The sequence below is a fragment of the Kribbella sp. NPDC004138 genome (genome assembly GCF_053603655.1).
Genome location: NZ_JBSGFZ010000050.1, coordinates 1 through 20,414 on the forward strand (window position 1 = coordinate 1; position 20,414 = coordinate 20,414).

Annotated in this window: 25 protein-coding genes; 6 read left to right on the top strand and 19 right to left on the bottom strand. The window is 70.5% G+C overall.

Features of this window, described 5'->3' with window-relative positions:
- Positions 1–392 precede the first annotated feature (392 nt).
- From ACWEOO_RS41175 to ACWEOO_RS41220, 10 genes are all read right to left on the bottom strand, one after another.
- Positions 393–1,157 (bottom strand): hypothetical protein, encoded by a 765-nt coding sequence (locus tag ACWEOO_RS41175; RefSeq protein WP_452147692.1) that lies wholly within the window; start codon positions 1,155–1,157, stop codon positions 393–395.
- The gene (locus ACWEOO_RS41180; protein ID WP_452147693.1) at positions 1,154–2,047 is read right to left on the bottom strand and encodes an ATP-binding cassette domain-containing protein; all 894 of its coding nucleotides are present in this window, start codon (positions 2,045–2,047) and stop codon (positions 1,154–1,156) included. Before ACWEOO_RS41180 ends, ACWEOO_RS41175 begins: the two co-directional genes overlap by 4 nt.
- Entirely contained in the window at positions 2,047–2,406 is a 360-nt protein-coding gene (locus ACWEOO_RS41185; protein ID WP_452147694.1) for a GntR family transcriptional regulator, read from the bottom strand. Before ACWEOO_RS41185 ends, ACWEOO_RS41180 begins: the two co-directional genes overlap by 1 nt.
- 57 nt (positions 2,407–2,463) lie before the next feature.
- Positions 2,464–3,090, bottom strand: a complete 627-nt coding sequence (locus tag ACWEOO_RS41190; protein ID WP_452147695.1) for a GOLPH3/VPS74 family protein — start codon at positions 3,088–3,090, stop codon at positions 2,464–2,466.
- Positions 3,091–3,229: 139 nt separating this feature from the next.
- Entirely contained in the window at positions 3,230–3,439 is a 210-nt protein-coding gene (locus ACWEOO_RS41195) for a hypothetical protein (protein WP_363717892.1), read from the bottom strand.
- Between the two features lie 7 nt (positions 3,440–3,446).
- Entirely contained in the window at positions 3,447–4,352 is a 906-nt protein-coding gene (locus ACWEOO_RS41200; RefSeq protein ID WP_452147696.1) for an SPFH domain-containing protein, read from the bottom strand.
- 87 nt (positions 4,353–4,439) lie between these two features.
- Entirely contained in the window at positions 4,440–5,138 is a 699-nt protein-coding gene (locus ACWEOO_RS41205) for an aminotransferase class IV (RefSeq protein ID WP_452147697.1), read from the bottom strand.
- Complete coding sequence (gene pabB / locus ACWEOO_RS41210) at positions 5,135–6,481, bottom strand: aminodeoxychorismate synthase component I (protein ID WP_452147698.1); 1,347 nt, start codon at positions 6,479–6,481, stop codon at positions 5,135–5,137. The genes ACWEOO_RS41205 and pabB overlap by 4 nt, the downstream gene beginning before the upstream one ends.
- A 26-nt stretch (positions 6,482–6,507) precedes the next feature.
- Entirely contained in the window at positions 6,508–7,287 is a 780-nt protein-coding gene (locus ACWEOO_RS41215) for a class I SAM-dependent methyltransferase (protein WP_452147699.1), read from the bottom strand.
- 82 nt (positions 7,288–7,369) lie between these two features.
- Complete coding sequence (locus ACWEOO_RS41220) at positions 7,370–8,083, bottom strand: metal-dependent transcriptional regulator (RefSeq protein ID WP_452147714.1); 714 nt, start codon at positions 8,081–8,083, stop codon at positions 7,370–7,372.
- A 52-nt stretch (positions 8,084–8,135) separates the two neighbouring features.
- Here ACWEOO_RS41220 and ACWEOO_RS41225 point away from each other — a divergent pair, with 52 nt between their 5' ends.
- The 4 genes from ACWEOO_RS41225 (at position 8,136) to ACWEOO_RS41240 (ending at position 11,915) form a co-directional block, all read left to right on the top strand.
- Complete coding sequence (locus ACWEOO_RS41225; protein ID WP_452147700.1) at positions 8,136–9,452, top strand: cryptochrome/photolyase family protein; 1,317 nt, start codon at positions 8,136–8,138, stop codon at positions 9,450–9,452.
- Between the two features lie 158 nt (positions 9,453–9,610).
- Positions 9,611–10,003, top strand: a complete 393-nt coding sequence (locus ACWEOO_RS41230) for a GntR family transcriptional regulator (RefSeq protein ID WP_452147701.1) — start codon at positions 9,611–9,613, stop codon at positions 10,001–10,003.
- On the top strand, positions 10,000–10,878 hold the full coding sequence (locus ACWEOO_RS41235) for an ABC transporter ATP-binding protein (RefSeq protein ID WP_452147702.1): 879 nt from the start codon (positions 10,000–10,002) through the stop codon (positions 10,876–10,878). The genes ACWEOO_RS41230 and ACWEOO_RS41235 overlap by 4 nt, the downstream gene beginning before the upstream one ends.
- A complete protein-coding gene (locus ACWEOO_RS41240) occupies positions 10,875–11,915 on the top strand; it encodes an ABC transporter permease subunit (RefSeq protein WP_452147703.1) in 1,041 nt (346 codons plus the stop codon). The genes ACWEOO_RS41235 and ACWEOO_RS41240 overlap by 4 nt, the downstream gene beginning before the upstream one ends.
- Here the strand turns inward: ACWEOO_RS41240 and ACWEOO_RS41245 are convergent.
- From ACWEOO_RS41245 to ACWEOO_RS41255, 3 genes are all read right to left on the bottom strand, one after another.
- Complete coding sequence (locus tag ACWEOO_RS41245) at positions 11,881–13,239, bottom strand: APC family permease (RefSeq protein WP_452147704.1); 1,359 nt, start codon at positions 13,237–13,239, stop codon at positions 11,881–11,883. The two genes, ACWEOO_RS41240 and ACWEOO_RS41245, sit on opposite strands and share 35 nt — an antisense overlap.
- Positions 13,196–13,720 (bottom strand): hypothetical protein, encoded by a 525-nt coding sequence (locus ACWEOO_RS41250; protein ID WP_452147705.1) that lies wholly within the window; start codon positions 13,718–13,720, stop codon positions 13,196–13,198. The genes ACWEOO_RS41245 and ACWEOO_RS41250 overlap by 44 nt, the downstream gene beginning before the upstream one ends.
- Before the next feature lie 76 nt (positions 13,721–13,796).
- Positions 13,797–14,354: a hypothetical protein gene (locus tag ACWEOO_RS41255; protein ID WP_452147706.1), complete on the bottom strand. Its 558-nt coding sequence runs from the start codon at positions 14,352–14,354 to the stop codon at positions 13,797–13,799.
- A gap of 44 nt (positions 14,355–14,398) precedes the next feature.
- On the opposite strand from ACWEOO_RS41255, the gene ACWEOO_RS41260 reads away from it, so the two are divergent.
- Entirely contained in the window at positions 14,399–14,683 is a 285-nt protein-coding gene (locus tag ACWEOO_RS41260; protein WP_452147707.1) for a hypothetical protein, read from the top strand.
- A gap of 7 nt (positions 14,684–14,690) precedes the next feature.
- Here the strand turns inward: ACWEOO_RS41260 and ACWEOO_RS41265 are convergent, their stop codons facing one another.
- The 5 genes from ACWEOO_RS41265 to ACWEOO_RS41285 all read right to left on the bottom strand — a co-directional run bounded on the left by ACWEOO_RS41265 (position 14,691) and on the right by ACWEOO_RS41285 (position 19,258).
- Positions 14,691–15,527 (bottom strand): class II fructose-bisphosphate aldolase, encoded by an 837-nt coding sequence (locus tag ACWEOO_RS41265; protein WP_452147708.1) that lies wholly within the window; start codon positions 15,525–15,527, stop codon positions 14,691–14,693.
- An 8-nt stretch (positions 15,528–15,535) separates the two neighbouring features.
- Positions 15,536–16,450 (bottom strand): 1-phosphofructokinase family hexose kinase, encoded by a 915-nt coding sequence (locus tag ACWEOO_RS41270; RefSeq protein WP_452147709.1) that lies wholly within the window; start codon positions 16,448–16,450, stop codon positions 15,536–15,538.
- The gene (gene nagA / locus ACWEOO_RS41275) at positions 16,438–17,568 is read right to left on the bottom strand and encodes an N-acetylglucosamine-6-phosphate deacetylase (RefSeq protein WP_452147710.1); all 1,131 of its coding nucleotides are present in this window, start codon (positions 17,566–17,568) and stop codon (positions 16,438–16,440) included. Before nagA ends, ACWEOO_RS41270 begins: the two co-directional genes overlap by 13 nt.
- On the bottom strand, positions 17,565–18,527 hold the full coding sequence (locus ACWEOO_RS41280; protein ID WP_452147711.1) for an ROK family protein: 963 nt from the start codon (positions 18,525–18,527) through the stop codon (positions 17,565–17,567). The genes nagA and ACWEOO_RS41280 overlap by 4 nt, the downstream gene beginning before the upstream one ends.
- Positions 18,528–18,631: 104 nt before the next feature.
- Positions 18,632–19,258, bottom strand: coding sequence for a TetR/AcrR family transcriptional regulator (locus tag ACWEOO_RS41285; protein WP_359927234.1), 627 nt, complete (start codon positions 19,256–19,258; stop codon positions 18,632–18,634).
- Positions 19,259–19,495: 237 nt separating this feature from the next.
- Between ACWEOO_RS41285 and ACWEOO_RS41290 the strand changes: the two genes are divergently transcribed.
- Positions 19,496–20,206 carry a hypothetical protein gene (locus ACWEOO_RS41290; RefSeq protein WP_452147712.1) on the top strand — a complete coding sequence of 237 codons (711 nt, stop codon included), beginning with the start codon at positions 19,496–19,498 and terminating at the stop codon, positions 20,204–20,206.
- Here the strand turns inward: ACWEOO_RS41290 and ACWEOO_RS41295 are convergent.
- A partial coding sequence (locus ACWEOO_RS41295) for a CGNR zinc finger domain-containing protein (RefSeq protein ID WP_452147713.1) occupies positions 20,199–20,414 on the bottom strand: 216 nt, incomplete at its 5' end. The two genes, ACWEOO_RS41290 and ACWEOO_RS41295, sit on opposite strands and share 8 nt — an antisense overlap.

Consider the following 20,414-nt stretch of genomic DNA (forward strand, 5'->3'; position numbering starts at 1 on the left):
GGTGCGCGGAACGGTCGCGCACCGGCCGGCCTTGTGCTGTCCGGATATCGGTACTGCGGAGTCTTCGAGCGGACCAGAAAGCGGGCCCCTCCGAGTATGAGTCGGAGGGGCCCGCACAGCTGAAGGAAAGTGACGTCTCCAGCTTCCCGAAGCGGGTCCGTAGATGCCGGCAGACCCCGTCACCGGTCTACCTCGGTGGGGATCCCCACCGCGAGGGCCCTCGGTTTCCGTTCGACCCGCCACCCCGATCGAAGTAGCGTGTCGATATTTCTACCGCTGCCGACGGGCCCGCACAACCCCTTCCAGGCAGCAGTTTTCCGTCGTCCACAATGATTGTGCACCCATCCACAGAATTGGTCCGAGTTATACACACCCCCTGTGCATAACGTCCCTCAACCTTTCGTTGGTTTGACTGCCATCGGTCGCAGAACGCGATAGCCGGCGTACACACCGAGTGCGCTGACGACGAGGACCGCCGGCACCGCGATCGCGAGCGGCGGACGGCGGTACCCGATGTTGTCGAGCACGTCCGCGAGCCACTGGGCGACGAGCAGGAACTCGGCCGCCGCGGCCGGCAGCAGCGCGAGCGGCAGCAGCACGATGCCGCGCCAGGCCCCGAACCGGACGAACGTGATACCGAGCAGCCAGCCGGTGACCTCGTGCGACAGGATCAGCAGGAAGAACTCGGCGAAGATCAGGCCGGCCTGCGTCGTGCTCGTGAACAGGTGCGGGTTCGTCATCGTGTCGGGCCAGCCCTGCGCCGCGTAAAGCAAGCGTTCCAGCTGATACATCAGCACCCAGAGCAGCGAGGTGCCGGCCGCGGCACCGGCGAGATAGATGCCTGAGGCAAACGAAAACATCCGGCGGGTGACGCCCTGGGAGATCAGCAGCGCGAAGTACGCCGGGGTGACGGTGATGCCGACGGCCATCGAGAAGTACTTCGGCGACTGGGTTCCGTAGTCCCACGCGCTGGTGGTGACGCCGCTGGTGACGAGTTGGACTGCGAGTCCGCCGAGGAACAACGCGACCACCATCACGGCCCAGTAGCCGAGCAGCATCGGCCGGAGACCGATGACCAGCGACCACAGCACATTCTTCAACCGGTGTACGTCGGTGGCGCCCCGCGGCAACGCCCTGCTTTGAACCGCCGTGCTCATGCCTTTGCTCCCGTGAGGTGGACGAAGAGGTCCTGCAGACCGACTGGGCCGATCTCGAGGCCGGCCCCGGTCGCCTGCGCGAGCAACGCCGGGTCGAGGTCACCGAGGACAGTGGTCGACTTGGTCCCGCCCAGTCGCTCCTCCGCGAGCACGGTGAAGCCCGCGGTGAACTCGTCGACCGCCGCGGCCGGTCCGACGATCGAGGCGCCGCGACCGCGCAGCGCGTCCACCGGCGACTGGGTGACGAGTCGGCCCCGGTCGAGGATCAGGACCTCCTCGAGCATCGTGCTCACCTCGCTGACCAGATGGGTGGACAGCACGATCGTGCGCGGCACTTCGACGTAGTCGGCGAGCAGCCTGTCGTAGAACAGGTTCCGCGACGGCACGTCCATGCCCAGGTAGCTCTCGTCGAAGATGGTCAGCGGGGCGCGGCTGGCGATGCCGACGACGACACCGAGCGCGGACTTCTTACCGCGGGACAGCTTCTGGATCTTCTTGTTCAGCGGGATCTCGAAGCGGTCCAGGAGGTCGCCGGCGAGGTCGGCGTCCCAGTAGGGGCGCAGCGCGGCGGCGAGCCCGACGGCGTACTTCACCGGTACGGCGTCCGGGCGGTCGCCGGACTCGCGGATCAGGCAGACGCGGCTGGTGACGACGGCGTTCTCGTACGGCTCCTGCGCCGCGCCGAGGTCGCCGCCCTCGATCAGCACCCGCCCCTCGTCGGGCCGCCGAAACCCGGCCAGGGTCGCGGCCAGCGTGCTCTTGCCGGAACCGTTGCGGCCGAGCAGCCCGTGAATCTTCCCCGGCGCCAGCCGCAGGTCGAGCCGGTCCAGCGCGGGCACACCGGCGAACCGGACCGAGACGTTCTCGGTCCTGACAGTCAGGGCGGTCATCAGGCGTCTCCGTAACTGCGGACGTGCTGGAGGATGTCGTTCAACGGGATGCCGATCGCCTTCGCCTCGCGGATCATCGGGTCGACGACGTCGGCGAAGAACGAGTCGCGGCGGCCGGTGCGGAGCAGGTCGCGGGCGTTCGGCGTGACGAACATGCCGATCCCGCGCTTCTTGTAGAGGATGCCGTCGTCGACCAGTTGGGCGAATCCCTTGGCCGCAGTCGCCGGGTTGATCCGGTAGAAGGCGGCGTACTGATTGGTCGACATCACCTGTTCGTCCTCGGCCAGCGCGCCGGAGACGATGTCGTTCTTGATCTGCTCGGCGATCTGCAGGTAGATCGGACTCCGGTCGTCGAACATCGCCCACCCCCTTCCTCGGTTCGTTACCTGAGTAAGGAACCGTAGCGCCTGACCGGGTCACCCACCCGCGGAGTACTGCGACTGCTGGAGAGACTTCTTCAGCGCCGGTACGACGGGACCGACGCGGACCGCGAGCTGCGCCAGGCGGTCCTTGTGGCGGGTGCGCTGGTCCTTCGTCAGCACCGTGCGCAGATCCGCCGTCGACGCGAGGACGACGACGGACGCGTCCCGGAGATCCACGCGGGACACGAGCCGGGACGGTCGCAACGTGTCATGGACGCTCTGCAGGAGGTGGCGGCGTACCAGCGGATGGCGCAGCGTGATGCGGTCCGCCGGGAAGATCCCGAGCACCCGGCGCGGCTCGACCTTGATCAGTCGCGCGCGGGCGAGCTCGTCCCGAACCTGCCGCACGGTCGCACCACCCCGCCGATCGATCCAGTGCCGCCAGCGCCGTGGGCCGGTCGAGCGCAGTTCCTCCAGCACTCCCGCTGCCACCACGTCCGCAGGTGCCGGCGAGTTCGTCACGCGGACCCGACCGCCGTCGTCGACCACGTTCCCGCTCAGCTGCAGATCGACCAGTACGGCGGCCCGCAGCACCCTGCCCAGCTTCGACCGGGCCGTCAGCCGGCCCCGCTCCGGATCGTAGGCCAGCAGGAGAACCCTGGCAGCCGTGGAATCGGGCATCCCTGCGTTGCCAAGAGCAACAACCTGAGCGCCCCGCGACCGGGCCGCCCCGGCCTGTCCGCTCCGGCCCGATCCCACCCGCCCGGCCGGCCTCCGCGGCTCTCGACGAGCCGGACCCAGCCCGGTGGTCACGCTCTTCCTACTCATCGGCTTCCTCCTTGGACGGCCGGCCCGGGCGACGCTGTTTGGTCACGCCGCTCGGCAAGCGGCCGGCCTCGGCCAATGCCCGGCGGAGCAGATACTCGATCTGGGCGTTGGTGCTGCGCAGGTCGTCGGCCGCCCATCGGGCCAGCGCGTCGTGCACCGCGGGATCCAGCCGGAGCAGGACCTTCTTCCGTTCGACGGCCACGACGGGCTCACTGGTACAGCGAGCCGGTATTGACCACCGGCTGCGCGTCGCGATCGCCGCACAGCACCACCATCAGATTGCTCACCATGGTCGCCTTGCGCTCCTCGTCCAGCTCGACCACCTCGTGCTCCGACAGCCGGTCCAGCGCCAGCTCGACCATGCCGACGGCGCCCTCGACGATCCGCTGGCGGGCCGCGACGACCGCACCGGCCTGCTGGCGGCGCAGCATCGCCTGGGCGATCTCCGGCGCATACGCGAGGTGGGTGATGCGGGACTCGATCACCCGGACACCGGCCGCCTGGACGCGCGCGGCGATCTCCGCCGACAGCTTCTCGGTGATCTCGTCGGTGCTGTCCCGCAGCGACAGGCCGCCGTCGTCGGTGTGCACGTCGTACGGATAGCTGTTGGCGATGTGCCGGACAGCGGTCTCGGTCTGGATGGCCACGAACTCGACGAAGTCGTCCACCTCGAACGTCGCCTGCGCGGTGTCCTCGACCTGCCACACCACGACCGCGGCGATCTCGATCGGGTTGCCGTCGGCATCGTTGACCTTGGCAACAGCCGTCTCGTGGTTGCGGATCCGGGTGGAGACCGCACGCCGCGAGGACAGCGGGTGCACCCAGCGCAGGCCGTCCGTCCGGATGGTTCCGGCATACCGCCCGAGGATCTGCAGCACCCGGGCCCGTCCCGGCGAGACCGCGGTCAGCCCGGCGGCGACGATCAGCGCGGCCAGGAAGACCAGGATCCCGAGCGTGATCAGCACGCCGTTCCCGTCACCGGCGCCGAGCACGAACACCAGCACGCCGACCACCGCGAGCACGAACGCGAGCCCCGCCATCGGCCACCCGTTCAGCTCCCGCCCGGACCGCTCGACGACCTTCGGGGCCGGCATCTCCACCGCGACATCCACCATCACATGCTCCTCTCGAATAGCTCCAAGGTAGCAAAGTGATATCACTTTTACAACAAGCGGCCGCCAGGAGGCGGGGAGCGGGAGATGTCAGGGCAGCCGGGTGGCGAGGGATTCGAGGTGCGACTGCCACAGCGTGGAGTGCGAGTTCGGGAGCGGGTCGATGGCCGACGGACCCCAGGCGTGGATGGGGCGGATGCCGTGCAGCGCGTTCAGGAGCCAGACCTCGGTGCTGTTCTGCAGGGCCTGCGGAATGATCGAGCGTTCGATGATCTCGACGCCCTGCGCCGCGGCGATCCGGCGCAGCAACTGGGCAGTGACCGACGCGAGCAACGGGCGCTCGGACTCCGGGAAGCAGAGGGTGTCGTCCTCCCACCACGCGACGGCCGAATACGCGGCCTCGAGGACCGTCCCGTCGGCGTCCAGCAGCAGGATCTCGTCGGCGCGGTCGGCCGCGGACTCCTTCAACTTGCCGAGCAGTTCGAGATCCGGCCCCTTCACCCGCGGCGCGGTCCGCGGATCCGGCCCTTCGTGAACGGCGACCCGCACCCGGCCGCCGATCGGCGGCGCCGGGCGAAGCTGGACGGCGAGCTCACCCGAAGCGCGCAACTCGAAGCGCGGGAACCAGCGCCCGAAACCGGGCAGCCGCCCGATCTGCTCGTCCCAGAACCGCTCCGCGGCCACCCCCGCCGCGGCACCCGACCGGACGAACCGCTCCCGATGCAGTTCCAGCCCCCGAACCTTGCCATTGGCAACCAGGAACGAGTCCGCCACCTGCAGTTCCGTCATTCTCCCCCACCTTGTCCGCCGACGGCAGCCTGTGCCTTCAGCACCATTTCCTCGTACTCCGCGACCGGGTCGGAATCGAGCACGATCGCACCGCCCGCCCCGACCACGGTCTCGTCCGGCGTCAGCACCGCCGTCCGGATCACCACGCTGAGATCCGCCCGCCCGTCCACGCCCAGGTAGCCGAGCGCGCCCGAGTACACCCCACGCGCGCTCGACTCGAGCTCGTCGATGATCTCCATGGTGCGGATCTTCGGCGCGCCCGTCATCGATCCCGGCGGGAAGCACGCCCGGACGGCGTCGACCGCGGTCACGCCGTCGCGCAGCCGCCCGCGCACCGTCGTCACCAGTTGGTGCACGGTGCGGTAGCTCTCGACCTGCATCAGCTGCGGAACCGTCACGGTCCCCGGCACGCTGACCCGGCCGAGGTCGTTGCGGATCAGGTCGACGATCATCAGGTTCTCGGCGCGGGTCTTGTCGTCCTCGGCCAGCGCCTTCGCCGCGAGCTGGTCCTGCGCCGGGTCGAGGTCGCGTGGCGCGGTCCCCTTGATCGGCCGGCACTCGGCCCACCCGTCCGCGTCCACGGTCAGGAACCGTTCCGGCGACGAGCTGGCCACGGCGAGATCGCCGTACCGGAGGAAGGCGGCGTACGGCGCCGGGTTCGCGGACCGTTGCCAGCGGAAGAACTCGAACGGGTCCGGCACGGCCGGCAGGCGGATCCGGTTCGTCAGATTGACCTCGTAGGTCTGGCCGGCCTCGAGCTCGGCCAGGACGCGCGCGATACCGGCCAGGTACGTCGCCCGGTCCTGCTCCAGGTGCGCATCGAGATCCATCCGGGCGATCGCCGGGACGTCGACGCTGCCCATCCACCAGTTCGACGCGGCCTCCTCGGCCCGGTCCAGCCAGTCCTCGCCGCCGTCGAGCGCGACCAGGTACGTGAGGTCGCGGTCGTGGTCGATCACCAGGAACCGGTCCGCCCAGATCCACAGCGCGTCCGGCGTCGGGGCCTCGTGCGCGGTCGCTCCCCCGGTGAGGGCCTTGAGCTCGTAGCCGAAGTATCCGACGTACCCGCCACAGAACAGCCCGGACAGCTCGGGCGGCGGCTCCGCGGCCCGGGCCGCGAGCAGCTCGTTCAGCTCGGCGAAGACGTCGCCGTCGGCCACGTCCCGGACCACGACATCGGCGCCGGCCGTCGTCCCGAGGACCGAGATCCGCCGGGGCGCACGGTCGGTCAGGCTGCCGTCGAGCCAGAACGCGACCGGTTCGCCGGCCAGCAGCTCGCGGTAGACCGTCTCACCGTCGAGCGCCCGGTCGAGCGTCCGGACGGACCAGCGCAGCGCACTCACGAGCACACCGTACCGACTGGCGGCCCTCAGGAGGTGGCGAGTGCCACCTTGGTCCGCATCGCGGTGATCCGGCGGATCGGGATCGCGACCTCGAGGCCGTCCTTGGACTCGGCGCGGTCGGCGAGCCAGGCCGCGGCGGTGTCCCGGCGGGCGTCCGGCGTCCCAGGCAGGTACAGGGCGTTGACGAGGCGTGTGGCGTCGTCGCGGCTGCGGATCATGTACACGTACCGCTCGCGCTGGCTCTCCATCACGTCGAACCCGGCGTGCTTCAGCTGATCCTTCAGCTCGGTGATCTCACCACCGGCCGGGAACTGCGGCGTCGAGCGCAGGCGCGTGGTCAGACCGCTCAGCGTGCGGATGTCGCCCCGCCGCAGCGGCCGTACGGCGGGCACGATCGCGGCCAGGACGCCGCCGCGCCGCAGCACCCGGGCCGCCTCGGCGAGCACGTCCGGCAGCGGCTGCAGCACCATCAGGCCCATCGAACAGGTGACGACGTCGAAGACCTCGTTCGCGAACGGCAGGTGCAGCGCGTCCGCCTGCACCTTGGGGCCGGGCGCGTTCTCGAGCTGGGCGGCGTTGTTGTCGACACCGACCACCCACCGCCCGTACAGCTCGCGGGCCACCGGGCCGTTGCCGCAGGCCAGGTCGAGCACCCTGCGCGCCTCGCCGGAGACGGCGCGGACGAGCCAGCGGTACGGCGTGTGGTCGCCGGCCACCGCACGCGACAGCAACGCCTCGGTGCTGCCCGGGGTGGCGGTATGGAACTCCCGCAGGTACTGCGGCCAGTCGACAGGATTCTCAGACATCGCGGCCCGACGCTACCCGCAGTACACCCGACGTGCCGCATCGGGTGCACTGCGTTAACAGAGAGTTGACCAGGTGGGACTGTCAGACGCGGCTGACGAAGATGTGCCCGGCGGTCTCGTCGCTGATCACGCCGCCGGCCTCGCGGCTGCCGACCAGAACGCCCTCGGCATCCAGCGTGGAGTCGACCTCGCGGCCCGGCAGGGCCCCGGCCTTGCGCAGCACCGCCATCGCGCCGTCGTCGGTCTGCACCGGCTCGGCGATCCGCCGCACCAGCACCCGCACGCTCTCGCCGGTCGCGGCGTCGAGGACCTGGTCGAGCGGCTCGACGCCGATCCGGAAGTCCCCGATGTCGCTGACCTGGTGGTCCTTCTGCAGCTCCTCCAGGCCGGGGATCGGGTTCCCGTACGGCGACTCGGTCGGGTTGCCGAGGAGCTGCAGCAGCCGCAGCTCGACCGCGTCGCTCATCACGTGCTCCCAGCGGCAGGCCTCGGTGTGCACGTCCTCCCACTCGAGCCCGATCACGTCGACCAGCAGCCGCTCGGCCAGGCGGTGCTTGCGCATCACCCGGACCGCCTGCTTGCGGCCGACGTCGGTGAGCTCCAGGTGGCGGTCGCCCTCCACCTTGATCAGACCGTCGCGTTCCATTCGCGCGACCGTCTGACTGACCGTCGGGCCGGACTGGTGCAACCGCTCGGCGATCCGCGCCCGCAGCGGCACGATGCCTTCTTCTTCCAGCTCGTAGACGGTCCGCAGGTACATCTCGGTGGTATCGATCAGGTCGCTCACGACAACCATTCTCACCTATTGAGGCAAGCCTTACCCAATTCCGGCTGGGTACCGGTGCAGGATGAGCACGATGACATCGGTGATGTGGTTCCGGCGAGACCTCCGGCTGACGGACAACCCCGCGCTCCTGGACGCGGTGACCGCGGGCGACGGCCGGGTTCTGGGCGTCTTCGTCCTGGATCCGTTGCTCTGGGAGCGATCCGGCGACCCGCGGCGGGAGCATCTGGCCGCGTCGCTGCGCAGCCTGTCGAAGTCGATGGGCGGCCGGCTCGTGCTGCGGAAGGGCGATCCGGCAACCGTTGTCCCGGCCCTTGCGGAGGAGGTCGGGGCGGCCGGCGTCCACATCGCCGCCGACTACGCGCCGTACGGACAGCAGCGCGACCGAGAAGTTGAAGCCGCATTGAACTGTCCGCTGGTGCGCACCGGCTCGCCGTACGCGATCGCGCCCGGGCGGGTGCTGAACCAGCAGGGCCGGTCGTACCTGGTGTTCACGCCGTACTTCAAGGCCTGGCTGGAGCACGGGTGGCGCAAACCCGTCGAGGCGCCGCCGAAGGTGACCTGGGTGCAGGCCGACGGCGACGACCTGCCGGACGGCGACGCGGACGGCGCCGGCGAGCAGGCGGCGCTGAAGCACTGGAACGACTACCTCGAGAGCGTCGCGGAGTACGACGACCAGCGCGACCGGCCCGACCTCGACAGCACGTCGCGGATGTCGATCCCGTTGAAGTACGGCGAGATCCACCCGCGGACGATGCTCGCGGACCTGTCCCACCGGCGCAGCGACGGCGCGAAGGCGTACGCGCGCGAGCTCGCCTGGCGCGAGTTCTGCGCGGACCTGTTGTCCCGCAACCCGCACGCCGCGTGGAAACCGCTGCGGTCCGAGTTCGACAAGATGCAGTACGACGAACCGGACGAGCTGTTCGACGCGTGGCGCGAAGGCCGCACCGGCTTCCCGTTCGTCGATGCGGGGATGCGGCAGCTCGCCGGGAGCGGGTTCATGCACAACCGGGTGCGGATGGTCGTCGCGTCGTTCCTGGTGAAAGACCTGCATGTGCACTGGAAGCACGGCGCCCGGTGGTTCATGCAGTCGCTGCGGGACGGCGATCTCGCGTCGAACTCGCTGAACTGGCAGTGGGTGGCCGGCTGCGGCGCGGACGCGGCGCCGTACTTCCGGATCTTCAACCCGATCACGCAGGGGCTGAAGTTCGACCCGCAGGGCGAGTACGTCCGGCGGTGGGTCCCGGAGCTGCGGGACCTCGCGGGCAGGGCCGCGCACGAGCCGTGGAAGCACGGTGGCGCGGACGGATATCCCGCTCCTGTCGTCGATCATGCCGAGGCGCGCCGGGAATCCCTTCGCCGCTACGACGCGATCCGCTGACGCGGACCGCCGGCACTCATCAACCGCCGCTCGGCGGCTCACCTCACGCTCAGCACCCCCGCGGTCCGCGCGGTTGGTGAGTGCTGCGCGTCCGCCCCTTGACGTCCACTTGCCCCTCACATCTATAGTGCTAGTTACCTAGATGAATGGGGCAATGGATGATCGAGTTCCATCTGGACGGCCGGTCGGGGGTCTCGCCGTACCAGCAGATCGTTCAGCAGGTCCGGAACGCGCTGCGGCTCGGACTGCTGCGGGAGGGTGACCAGCTGCCGACCGTGAAGGAGGTGGTGGCGGCGCTGGCGATCAACCCGAACACTGTGCTCAAGGCGTACCGCGAACTGGAGCACGAGGGCCTGGTCCAGGCCCGGCCCGGGCGCGGCACGTTCGTCACCCGCACACTCACCGACAACACGCTCGCCGCCCACGGCCCACTCCGCCAGGACCTCCGCCGCTGGCTGGCCAAGGCCCGCAAAGCAGGCCTCGACGACGAAAGCATCGAGGCCCTGTTCCTGACCACCTTTCGGTCCGCCGCTCAGGAGGACATAGCTTGAACACCGTTCTGCAGGCCCACGGGTTGGGGAAGAAGTACGGCCGGCGCTGGGCGCTGACCGATTGTGAGTTGGAGGTGCCGGCCGGGCATGTCGTCGGGCTGGTCGGGCCGAACGGGGCCGGTAAGAGCACCTTGCTGAATCTGGCGGTGGGGATGCTGACGCCGAGCGCGGGATCCGTAGAGGTGCTGGGAGCGGCCGCGGGGACGCAGCAGGCCAAGGTCGGGTACGTCGCGCAGGACACGCCGACGTACAGCCGGCTGAGTGTCGCGGACCATCTGCGGCTCGGCGCGCGACTCAACCCCGCGTGGGACGAATCCCTTGCACAGCAACGGATCCAGCACCTCCGCTTCGATCCGAAGCAGCGGGCGGGGCGGCTGTCCGGTGGTCAGCGCGCGCAGCTCGCGCTGACGCTCGGCCTGGCCAAGCGCCCCGAGTTGCTGATCCTCGACGAGCCGGTGGCCGCGCTCGATCCGCTGGCCCGGCGCGAGTTCCTCCAGGACCTCATGGAGGCGGTCGCCGAGCAGGAGTTGAGTGTGGTGCTGTCCTCGCATCTGGTCTCCGACGTGGAGCGGGCCTGCGACTACCTGGTCGTGCTGGTGGAGTCCCGCGTCCAGGTCAGCGGCGAGATCGACACGCTGCTCGCGACCCACTTCCGGCTGACCGGGCCGCGGCGCGACCAGAAGGATCTGCCGCGCGATCAGCACGTCGTGACCGCGAGCCACACCGACCGGCAGTCGACGTACCTGATCCGGACCGACAAGCCGATCCTCGATCCGGCCTGGACGGTCACCCAACTCACGCTCGAGGACCTCGTGCTGGCCTACATGGGCCGCGACGTCCAGCCCGAGCGCCCGGCGCTGGAGGTGCAGCGATGATCTGGTTGACCTGGCGGCAGTTCCGCGTGCAGTTCGTGGTGGTCGCGGCGGTGATTCTCGCGACCGCCGCCGTGCTGGCCGCGACCGGCGGGTCTCTCGCCGACGACTACCACCGCGTGACCGACAGCTTCATCAACAACCTCTCGTACCAGCCGCTGCGGATGTGGCTGTATCGCATCGGGATGGTTCTGCTGTACGCCGTGCCGCCGGTCATCGGCGCGTTCTGGGGCGCACCGATGATTGCCCGCGAGCTGGAAACCGGCACCCACCGGCTGGTGTGGGGTCAGAGCATCTCCCGGTCGCGCTGGCTGGCAGGCAAGGTCGGTTTCACCGGTCTGGCAGCGATGGCGATCACGGGTCTGCTCAGTCTCGCGGTGACCTGGTGGTCCGACCCGATCGACGCCGCCGTCAACGCCGGCCAGGACTCCAACGACTATCTGCCGCGGATGTTCCCGCCGGTCTTCGCGGCCCGCGGGCTCGTGCCGGTCGGGTACGCCGCGTTCGCGTTCGCGTTCGGCGTCGCGATCGGTCTGGCGGTACGCCGTACCCTCGTCGCGCTCGCCGTCACGCTGACCGTGGTGATCCTCGTCCAGGTGCTCACGCCGCCGTTCGTCCGGCCGCTCCTGATGGCACCGACCGAGCAGGACATCACCCTCACCAAGGACAACGTGCGCGGCTTCATGCTGTCCGGCGACCGGAACAATCCGGTGCTCAAGCAGTTGGAGGTAGCGAGCGGATCCACCGGTGCCTGGAAGTTCTCCGACAAGACCGTGGACAGCTCAGGAAAGGAGATCAGCACTCTGCCGGCGTGGGCGATCAAGTGTGCGCCGCGCGACCCGAACGCCCCCGGCGGCAGTCCGGCAGAGCAGGGCGCCTGCTACCAGCGGCTGGCGGACGAGGGATACCACCAGCACATCAAGTACTTCACCGCGGACAAGTTCTGGGCGCTGCAGTGGCGTGAGTTCGGCTTGTTCCTGGGGCTGGCGTTGCTGCTCTGCGGGTTCAGCTTCTGGCGGATCCGGCGCGACCTGTCGTGAAGCGCCGTACCACCAGGGCCGCGGCGAGGAAGGCCGCGGCGACGACCGCCGACGTCCAGGGCAGGGTGACCGCGAGCACAAGGCAGCCGGTCAGGCCGAGCACGTTGACGGCCCGCGGCCAGCGACGCTGCTCGGCCGGCTGGGTGAAGGCGGAGGCGTTCGCGATCGCGTAGTACAGCAGGACACCGAAGGACGAGAAGCCGATCACGCCCCGCAGATCGGTGCTGAGCACCAGGATCCCGACCACCACGGCGAGCGCGAGCTCGGCGTGGTGCGGGACCTGGTAGCGGGGATGGACGGCGGCCAGCCAGGACGGCAGGTCGCGATTGCGGGCCATGGCGAGCGTGGTGCGGCCGACGCCGGCGATCAGGGCGAGCAGGGCGCCGAGACTGGCGAGCGCGGCACCGATCCGGACGACCGGTACCGCCCAGACCCCACCGCCCCCGTCGACCGCGGCTGCGAGGGGCGCCGCGGTCGACGCGGGGTCGCCGGAGCGGAGCAGCGCCAGGGCGACCGCGAGATAGATGCCGATGGCAATGACCAGCGCGATCGTGATCGCTCGCGGGATGGTGCGCGCCGGTTCGCGGACCTCCTCCCCCATGGTCGCGATCCGCGCGTAGCCGGCGAACGCGAAGAACAGCAGGCCCGCCGACTGCAGGACGCCGTACGGCGTGGCGCCGGTCGCCGCGTGCTGCTGCGGCGCACCGGTGAACAGGACGACCAGCACGAGGGCGAGGATGACGAGGGTGCAGGTGACGAGGACCCTGGTGAGGCGCGCCGTCCTGGTTACGCCCCGGTAGTTGACGGCCGCGAGCGCGAGGACCGCCGCCAGGGCGATCAGCCGGCGCAACCAGTTGATGTCCGTAACGTAGGTGGCGAAGGTCAGTGCCATCGCGGCGCACGAGGCGGTCTTCCCGATCACGAAGCACCAGCCGGCCGCGAACCCCCACCACTCGCCGAGGCGTTCGCGGCCGTACACGTACGTCCCGCCTGACACCGGGTAGACCGCCGCCAGTTGCGCCGACGACACCGCGTTGCAGTAGGCAACAACCGCGGCGATCACGAGACCGATCAGCAGGCCGGAACCGGCCGCACGAGCAGCGGGTGACCAGACGGCGAACACCCCGGCCCCCACCATCGACCCCAGCCCGATCAGCACCGCGTCCCCGAGCCCCAACCGCCGCGCCAACCCGGCGCCGGCCGGGGACGCCTGCCGCTCCGTGCCGGACTTGGCCTGCCCCGGGTCCGGCACGCGCTGCTCGTGCTGGGCGTTGTTCACGTCAGATGCCCGCCGCCATTGCCGCCGCGATCTTGGCTTCGGCATCGGCGACGGCCTCCCTCGGAGCTTCGGGCATCAGTTCCGCCCACAGCGGGAGCATCTCACGGCGCGCTTCCAGCATGCCGAGCGGACGCGGGTAGAACCAGATGTGGAAGTGCGCGGAGCCGTCGCCCCAGCGGTAGACGTGGACGCGGGCGATGTCGCCGACGGACAGGATCGCCCGCTCGATCCGGGCGACGACCGGGCCGTAGCTCTGCGCGACGTCGTCGGGCAGGTCGGCGAACGAGTCGTGGTGGCCGCGGCTGGCCAGCCACACCAGCCCGGGGATGGTGACTCCGGTCGCGCGGCACAGGGCCCAGTTGTCGTCGTACCAGATCGGCGGCTCGTGCTCGGAGTGCTCGAAGTCGGCGAGCCAGTCGCACAGACCGCAGTGTGGGCCGCCGGGTTCACCGACGCGGGCCGGTTCCGGGATCACCCGCGGCTGCGGCTCGAGGCGAACCAGCGGTTCGGCGTACGGAAGTGTCATGGCGGCCTCCAGCGAGAAACGGTTGTCGATGCCGCCAGTGAAACATGCTCGTTGCAGAAAATGCAACAGGCATGTTTCACGCTTCGACGACGCCGCGGAGCACCAGGTCGAGGGTCAGGCGCCGGGCCCGGGACCGCGACCAGTGGTGCCGGCCGCGCATGTGCACGTAGGTGAAGGCCGCCGACACCATCAGCACCTCGCCGACGTCACTGACCCGCCCGTGCGGGTGCAGCGTGCCGTCGATCTCGCCCTCGCGGAGGAACCGCTCGAACGGATCCAGGAACGAGACCGGCCCGTTGCGCGCCTGCTCCTGGTGGAAGACCAGGTCCGACGACAGCATCAGCGGCAGATGCCGGTCGATCACGTCGAACAACGCCTCCAGCGTCCGGATCAGGCCCTCACGCCCGGTCCCGGAGCCGGCCAGCACCGGCCACATCGTGTCCCGGTAGTCGTCGGCCAGCGCGTCGAGCAACGAGTCCAGCAGGGTCTCGACGGTCAGTCCCTGGCGCCAGAGCGTGACCCGGGACCGCCCGACCTTCTCCGCGACCCGCTCCAGGGTCACGCCGGACCAGCCGTGCTCGGCCAGGACGGCGATGGTCGCCGTCCGGAGCGTCTCGTCCACCGCCACCGTCATCCGCGGCCCCTCACTCTTGTGCAACACGGTCGTTGCACTGCACCATGACTGTACCAACCGTCGAGGAGGACAGCGTGGACACCAGGACCGAGATCCAGGTGCGCTTCAGCGACCAGGAGCGGGCCGGGCTCACCGCGCTCGCGGCCGGCCTGCGCGGCGTGGCCGAGGCCGACCTCACCGAGGAGGACGCGCTGGTCGCGGCCCTGGAGCTCGCGCTCACCCGCCTGATCGAGGACTTCGAGGTCCCCGACCCCGCCGCCCGCGCGGAGGTGCAGCGCGCCCGCGACGATCTCCGCGCCCACTGGACCCGCGGCAGCGCGACCCTCTAGACCGGCTTCAGACCGCCTTCAGTACGCCGAGGAGGCGGGCCACCTCGGCTGCTACCGCGTCGCGGGCGGGGCCCAGGTACTTGCGGGTGTCGACGAGCTTCGGGTTGTCGGCGAGGACCTGGCGGACCTGGTCGGTGAAGACGTTGTTGAGGTGGGTGGCGATGTTGACCTTGGTCATGCCGGCCTCGACCGCGCGGGTGAGGTCGGGGTCCGCGACACCGGAGGACCCGTGCAGGACGAGCGGTACGGCGACCGCTTCGTGCAGGCGGCCGATCAGCTCGAAGTCGAGCGTCGCGGTCCGCTCGGTCATGGCGTGGGAGGAGCCGACGGCGACCGCGAGCGCGTCCACACCGGTGGCTTCGGCGAACGCGACGGCCTCGTCGGGGCGGGTGCGGGCGCCGGGCGCGTGCACGCCGTCCTTGCCGCCGACCTCACCGATCTCGGCCTCGACGAACACCCCGTGGTCGTGACAGAAGGCGGTGACCTCGCTGGTCGCGGCGACGTTGTCGGCGTACTCGAGCTTCGACGCGTCGTACATCACCGACGTGAACCCGAGCTGCACGGCTTCCGTGACCAGGTCCCGGTCCATCGCGTGGTCCAGGTGCACGACGACCGGCACCGAGGACGCCGCGGCCGCGGCGAGCGTCGCGACGCCGATCGGCTTCAGCGCGCCGTGGTACTTCACCGCGTTCTCGCTGATCTGCAGGATCACCGGCGCGCCGACCTGCTCGGCGCCCGCGATCAGCGCGGTCGCGTGCTCCAGCTGGATCACATTGAACGCGCCGACCCCACGACCGGCCTTGGCGGCGGCCAGCACGACCTCGGCACCGGATACCAACGGCATGAGTTCTCCTAATTCACAGTCACTTGAGGCTGCCAACGCCGGTAGGCGGCGAGATCGATGTCGCCGGCAACGGGCGTCAGAACCGCGGCGGCGGACGCCGCCACCGCGGACTTGAGCACGACGGACCAGTCGGGCTCGGGCGACTCCGCGATCGCCGCGGCGACGACCGCCGTACACGCGTCGCCGGCGCCGGTCGGATTGCCGCGGACGGTCTCCACCGGCAGCGCCCGCCAGACACCCTTGTTGCTCGCAGCAACCATGCCGCGCGGCCCGTCCGTGATCACGGCCGCGGTCGCGCCGAGCGCGACCAGCTCGGACGCGCCCTCCTCGACCTCGACGTCACCGACGGCGGCGCGCAGCTCGGCCGCGTTCGCGCGCACCACCGCACCGGCCCGGGCCGCGGCGCTCAGCGCGTCACCGCCCGCGTCGATCACCGTCAGGACGTCGTGATGCCGGGCGCGCACCGCGATCTCGGCGTACGCGTCGGCCGGCAGTCCCGGCGGCAGGCTGCCCGAGCAGGCGAGCACGCCGAGCCGGCCCCACGGCATCCGGTCGCCGAACGCGCGCCACTCGTCCGCGGTCACCGACGGCCCGGACTCGTTGAAGATCGTGGCGTCCCCGTCGGCGTCGTTCACGATGGCGACGGTACGGCGGGTCTCGCCGGCGATCGGGGTGAGCAGCGCGGTCAGCCCGGCGTCGAACAGCTCCTCGGCGACCAGCTCACCGGTGACGCCGCCGACGAATCCGAGCACCAGCACCTGGTGCCCGAGGGTCGCCGCGACGCGCGCGACATTCACGCCCTTCCCGCCCGCGCGCCTGCGGATCCGGTCCACCCGGTGGCTGCCGCCGACCCGCAACTCGTCGACCTCGTAGGTGACGTCCAGCGCGAGGTTGAGGGTGACGGTGCCGATCAGTCCAGCCACGACCCGGCCCGCATCACCTTCTGGACGGCGTACTCGTCGTCGAGCAGCACCAGGTCGGCCCGCTTCCCGGTCTCGATCGAGCCCACGTCGTACCAGCCGAACGTCTGGGCCGGCGTCGTCGAGGCCATCCGCGACGCGTCCACCAGCGACACCCCGGCCTTGACCGCGTTCCGGAACGCGACGTCCATGGTGAGCGTGCTGCCGGCGATCGAGTGGCTGCCGTGGGCGAGCGTCGCGAGGCCGTCGGTGACGTCGACCTCGAGGCTGCCGAGTTTGTACCGGCCGTTCGGCATCCCGGTGGCGACCATCGCGTCGGTGATCAGCGTGATCCGGTTCACGCCGGCCGCGGCGAGCGCGACCCGGACGACCTGCGGGTCGAGGTGCATGCCGTCGTTGATCACCTCGAGCAGCAGCCGCTCGTCGTTCAGCGCGGCGCCGACCGGGCCCGGGTCGCGGTGATGGAACGGCCGCATCCCGTTGAACAGGTGGGTGGCCACGGTCGCGCCCGCGTCGGCGCCCGCGACCATCTGCTCGTACGTCGCGTCGGTGTGCCCGAGGGCGGCGACCGCGCCGGCGTCGACGACCTGACGGATCGCGTCCAGCCCGTTCTCGAGCTCCGGCGCGATCGTCACCATCTTCACCGCGTCGCTCAGCACCTTCGCGACGTCGTCATGGAGCGGCGGCCGCAGCAGCGACGGCTCGTGCGCACCGCAGCGCGCCTCGGACAGGAACGGCCCCTCGAGGTGGACGCCTGCGATCACGCCGTCGGCGATCAGCTCCGCCAGGCAGGCCGTCTGCGCGACCAGCTCGTCGAGCGGCGCCGTCACCAGGCTGGCGAGCGTGGTCGTCGTCCCGTGCTTGGCGTGGAAGGCCGCGACCTTGCGCGCCTCCTCAGGATCGACGGTCGAGTACGTCGACCCGCCGCCGCCGTGCGTGTGGATGTCCACGAATCCCGGGACGACGGTCACGTCGCCGAGGTCCTCGGGCCGCTTGCCGTCGGCCGGCATCCCCTCGGACCGGCGGCCGAACGCGCGGATGTCCTCGCCGTCCACCTGGATCCAGGCGTTCTCCAGAACGTCGTCCGGCGTCACCACACGGCCCACGCGGTACGTCGTCATGCTGTCGTCTCCTCGTCGGCGCGGTCCCAGGCCATCAAGGCGGCGCCGAGCATGCCGGCTTCCTCGCCCAGCACCGCCGCCACGATCTCGGGCTCGCGCTGGAACGTGAGGCGCGCGTGCACACCCTCGCGCAGCGGCTTCAGCAGCGTCTCGCCGGCGCCCACCAGACCGCCGCCGATCGCGATCCGGGTCGGCGCGACCAGAGTCGTGTAGAGAACCAGCGCGTCGACGAGCGCGGCCAGAGCGTCCTGCCAGACCTGCGCGGCGTCCGGGTCCCCGGCTGCGAGCAGCTCCATCACCTCGCGGGCGCCGTCGACGGTCCTCCCGGTGCGGGCGGCGTACCGCCGGGCCAGGGCCGCCGCGGACGCGACTGTCTCGAGGCAGCCCCACTGACCGCAGGCGCAGAGCTCGGCGGCGTCGCCGTGGATGAACTTCGAGTGGCCGAGTTCACCGGCGTACCCGTCGCCGCTGACCAGCGAGCCGTCGACGATCATCGCGGCCGCGATCCCGGTGCCGAGCGGCAGGAACATCGAGTTCGTGGTGCCGGCCAGGGCGCCCTGGCGCAGCTCGGCGTACCCGCCGGCGCGGACGTCGTGGGCCAGCACGATCGGCACGTCGTCGCCGCCCGTCGACCGGACCGCCGCCTTCAGCTCGGCGAGCACCGGCGTCCCGACCCACTCCAGGTTCTCGGCGCCGACGGTGCCGTGCTCGGCGTCGATCACACCGGGCACGACGACACCGATGGCGCGCACGCGATGCCCCTCCGCGGTCGCCTTCTGGCTGAGCTCGACGACGGTCTCCAGCAGGGCGTCGAGCACGGCGCGGCCGCCGTCACGCACGTCGGCCCGGGGCGTCGGCCTGGTCTCGCGGTGCAGCACGGCACCGTCCGCGGCGACCAGGCCGCACTTCATCCGGGTTCCACCGAGGTCGACGGCAACCACGACTTCACAGGGGTCCACGGAGCGCCATTATGCAGCGTTACCCGGCAGTCCGAACATCCATGAGCAAAACCCGGACAAAACTCACCCGGCCCAGTGCGCACGTGGTCCCGTCGATTCCGGCGTCAGGAACCCAGTCCGTGGTCGAACGCGGCCACCAGGAAGGTGACCAGGTTCTCCGCGAGCTTGCCCGGATCCTCGGGGCCGGCGGCACCCGGCGTCGGGGACAGGGCCTGCGACTGGTGCAGCGCGAGCAGGCCGAGCATGTTCACGTACCCGAAGGCGACGGCGTCGGGTGACGCCTGCGGCAGTGCCTGCTGCAGGGCCGCCAGATACCTGCTCTCGATCGGCTCCGACTCGGCCGCGTACAGCTCCCGGATCCGCCGGCTCGGATCGAAGGCGATCCGGCCGATGAACCGCGCGACCACGGCGCCACGCTCGCCGCGGCGCAGCACCAGTTCCAGGCCGGGTTCGACGAAGGCCCGGATCAGGGCCTCCGGCGCCGGCGACCCGCCGGCCTCCAACTGGTCCAGCCGGCGCCGGCGTTCGGCGTTGACCGGTGCCATCGCCCGGGACACGGCGGCGCGCAGCAGGGCTTCCTTCGAACCGAAGTGATAGTTGACCGCCGCGATGTTCGCGGCTGCCGCGACCGTGATGGCCCGCAGCGACGTTCCCTCGTAGCCCCCCTCACCGAACCGTTGCTCGGCGACGTTGAGCAACCTCTCCCTGGTCGTCTCGACCGGTGTCTCCACAGAGTTCTCCTTCCCCCCGGCTACTGCTCGCGCAGGCACCCCACCTGCTCACGCGCAGTAGCCTGCAGTCAGCATAGTTCAAACGGTCGTTTGAACTGGAGGGCTCAGCTCACTTGTCCCGAGAAATCCTCAGATTTCTCTGAAACCCTTTTCTTCCCACCGACTTCTTCCTTCACACCTCCACCACAGCCCGTGCGCGAACGAGTGAAAACTGTGAGTGCCTTATGCTCGCGAGCCATGACTTTGGTGCGGGTCGAGCGGCGATTCCAGGGGCCGGAGCGGTCGGGCAACGGCGGGTACGTCGCCGGCCGGGTCGGGACCGCATTCGCAGCGGAGCTCGGGGCGGAGTCGGTCCCGAAGGTGACCCTGCGGATGCCGCCGCCACTGGAGAAGGACCTGGAACTGACGGCCGGCAAGCTCACGGACGGTGACGCCGTGGTCGCGGAAGCGGTATCGATCGGCAGTGATTTCCTCGCCGACGCGACGATCGATCCGGTGCAACCCGACGAGGCCCGCGCGGCCGAGGCGTCGTACCGCGGGTTGCACGGCCACCCGTTCCCGACCTGCTTCGTCTGCGGGCCGTCCAACCGGCAGGGCCTGCAGCTGAAGCCAGGACCGATCGGCGACGGCCGGACGGCGTGCACGTGGACGCCCGCCGCGGATCTGGCCACCGGCGGCCTGGTCGACGAGGTGTTCCTGTGGGCAGCTCTGGACTGCCCGGGCGGCTGGACGATCGACCTCGAGGGACGCCCGTCCGTGCTCGGCCAGCTCACCGCCTGCGTCGACGCCCGGCCGGAAGCCGGCGAGGAGTGCGTCGCGCTCGGCCGCTACCTCGGCGAAGACGGCCGCAAGACCTACACCGCCAGCACTCTGTACGACGCCGACGGCCGCGTCCTGGCCCGCGCGAAGCACACGTGGATCACGGTCGACCCGGCGGCGTTCAACTAGCTGCTGTGCGGGCGGCATGGGCGCGGACCTTCGCGCGGTTGCCGCAGGTCGCCATCGAGCACCAACGGCGACGGCCGCGCGGGTCGAGGAACAGCCACCCGCACGAAGGGCAGGTACGGACGTGCGCGCGGTCCTGGCCGGCTCCCGGGTCTTCCTGGACACGGTCGCGCTCGGGCAGGCCGACACGGCCGTCAAACGGCATGCCGCG

What these genes read in the sequence shown, in the direction of transcription:
- ACWEOO_RS41175 (WP_452147692.1), bottom strand. Translation starts at nt 1,157, where the DNA reads ATGAGCACGGCGGTTCAAAGCAGGGCGTTGCCGCGGGGCGCCACCGAC.
- ACWEOO_RS41180 (WP_452147693.1), bottom strand. Translation starts at nt 2,047, where the DNA reads ATGACCGCCCTGACTGTCAGGACCGAGAACGTCTCGGTCCGGTTCGCC.
- ACWEOO_RS41185 (WP_452147694.1), bottom strand. Translation starts at nt 2,406, where the DNA reads ATGTTCGACGACCGGAGTCCGATCTACCTGCAGATCGCCGAGCAGATC.
- ACWEOO_RS41190 (WP_452147695.1), bottom strand. Translation starts at nt 3,090, where the DNA reads ATGCCCGATTCCACGGCTGCCAGGGTTCTCCTGCTGGCCTACGATCCG.
- ACWEOO_RS41200 (WP_452147696.1), bottom strand. Translation starts at nt 4,352, where the DNA reads ATGGTGGATGTCGCGGTGGAGATGCCGGCCCCGAAGGTCGTCGAGCGG.
- ACWEOO_RS41205 (WP_452147697.1), bottom strand. Translation starts at nt 5,138, where the DNA reads ATGACGGAACTGCAGGTGGCGGACTCGTTCCTGGTTGCCAATGGCAAG.
- ACWEOO_RS41215 (WP_452147699.1), bottom strand. Translation starts at nt 7,287, where the DNA reads ATGTCTGAGAATCCTGTCGACTGGCCGCAGTACCTGCGGGAGTTCCAT.
- ACWEOO_RS41220 (WP_452147714.1), bottom strand. Translation starts at nt 8,083, where the DNA reads ATGGTTGTCGTGAGCGACCTGATCGATACCACCGAGATGTACCTGCGG.
- ACWEOO_RS41225 (WP_452147700.1), top strand. Translation starts at nt 8,136, where the DNA reads ATGAGCACGATGACATCGGTGATGTGGTTCCGGCGAGACCTCCGGCTG.
- ACWEOO_RS41230 (WP_452147701.1), top strand. Translation starts at nt 9,611, where the DNA reads ATGATCGAGTTCCATCTGGACGGCCGGTCGGGGGTCTCGCCGTACCAG.
- ACWEOO_RS41240 (WP_452147703.1), top strand. Translation starts at nt 10,875, where the DNA reads ATGATCTGGTTGACCTGGCGGCAGTTCCGCGTGCAGTTCGTGGTGGTC.
- ACWEOO_RS41245 (WP_452147704.1), bottom strand. Translation starts at nt 13,239, where the DNA reads ATGCCGAAGCCAAGATCGCGGCGGCAATGGCGGCGGGCATCTGACGTG.
- ACWEOO_RS41250 (WP_452147705.1), bottom strand. Translation starts at nt 13,720, where the DNA reads ATGACACTTCCGTACGCCGAACCGCTGGTTCGCCTCGAGCCGCAGCCG.
- ACWEOO_RS41255 (WP_452147706.1), bottom strand. Translation starts at nt 14,354, where the DNA reads ATGACGGTGGCGGTGGACGAGACGCTCCGGACGGCGACCATCGCCGTC.
- ACWEOO_RS41260 (WP_452147707.1), top strand. Translation starts at nt 14,399, where the DNA reads ATGACTGTACCAACCGTCGAGGAGGACAGCGTGGACACCAGGACCGAG.
- ACWEOO_RS41265 (WP_452147708.1), bottom strand. Translation starts at nt 15,527, where the DNA reads ATGCCGTTGGTATCCGGTGCCGAGGTCGTGCTGGCCGCCGCCAAGGCC.
- nagA (WP_452147710.1), bottom strand. Translation starts at nt 17,568, where the DNA reads ATGACGACGTACCGCGTGGGCCGTGTGGTGACGCCGGACGACGTTCTG.
- ACWEOO_RS41290 (WP_452147712.1), top strand. Translation starts at nt 19,496, where the DNA reads ATGACTTTGGTGCGGGTCGAGCGGCGATTCCAGGGGCCGGAGCGGTCG.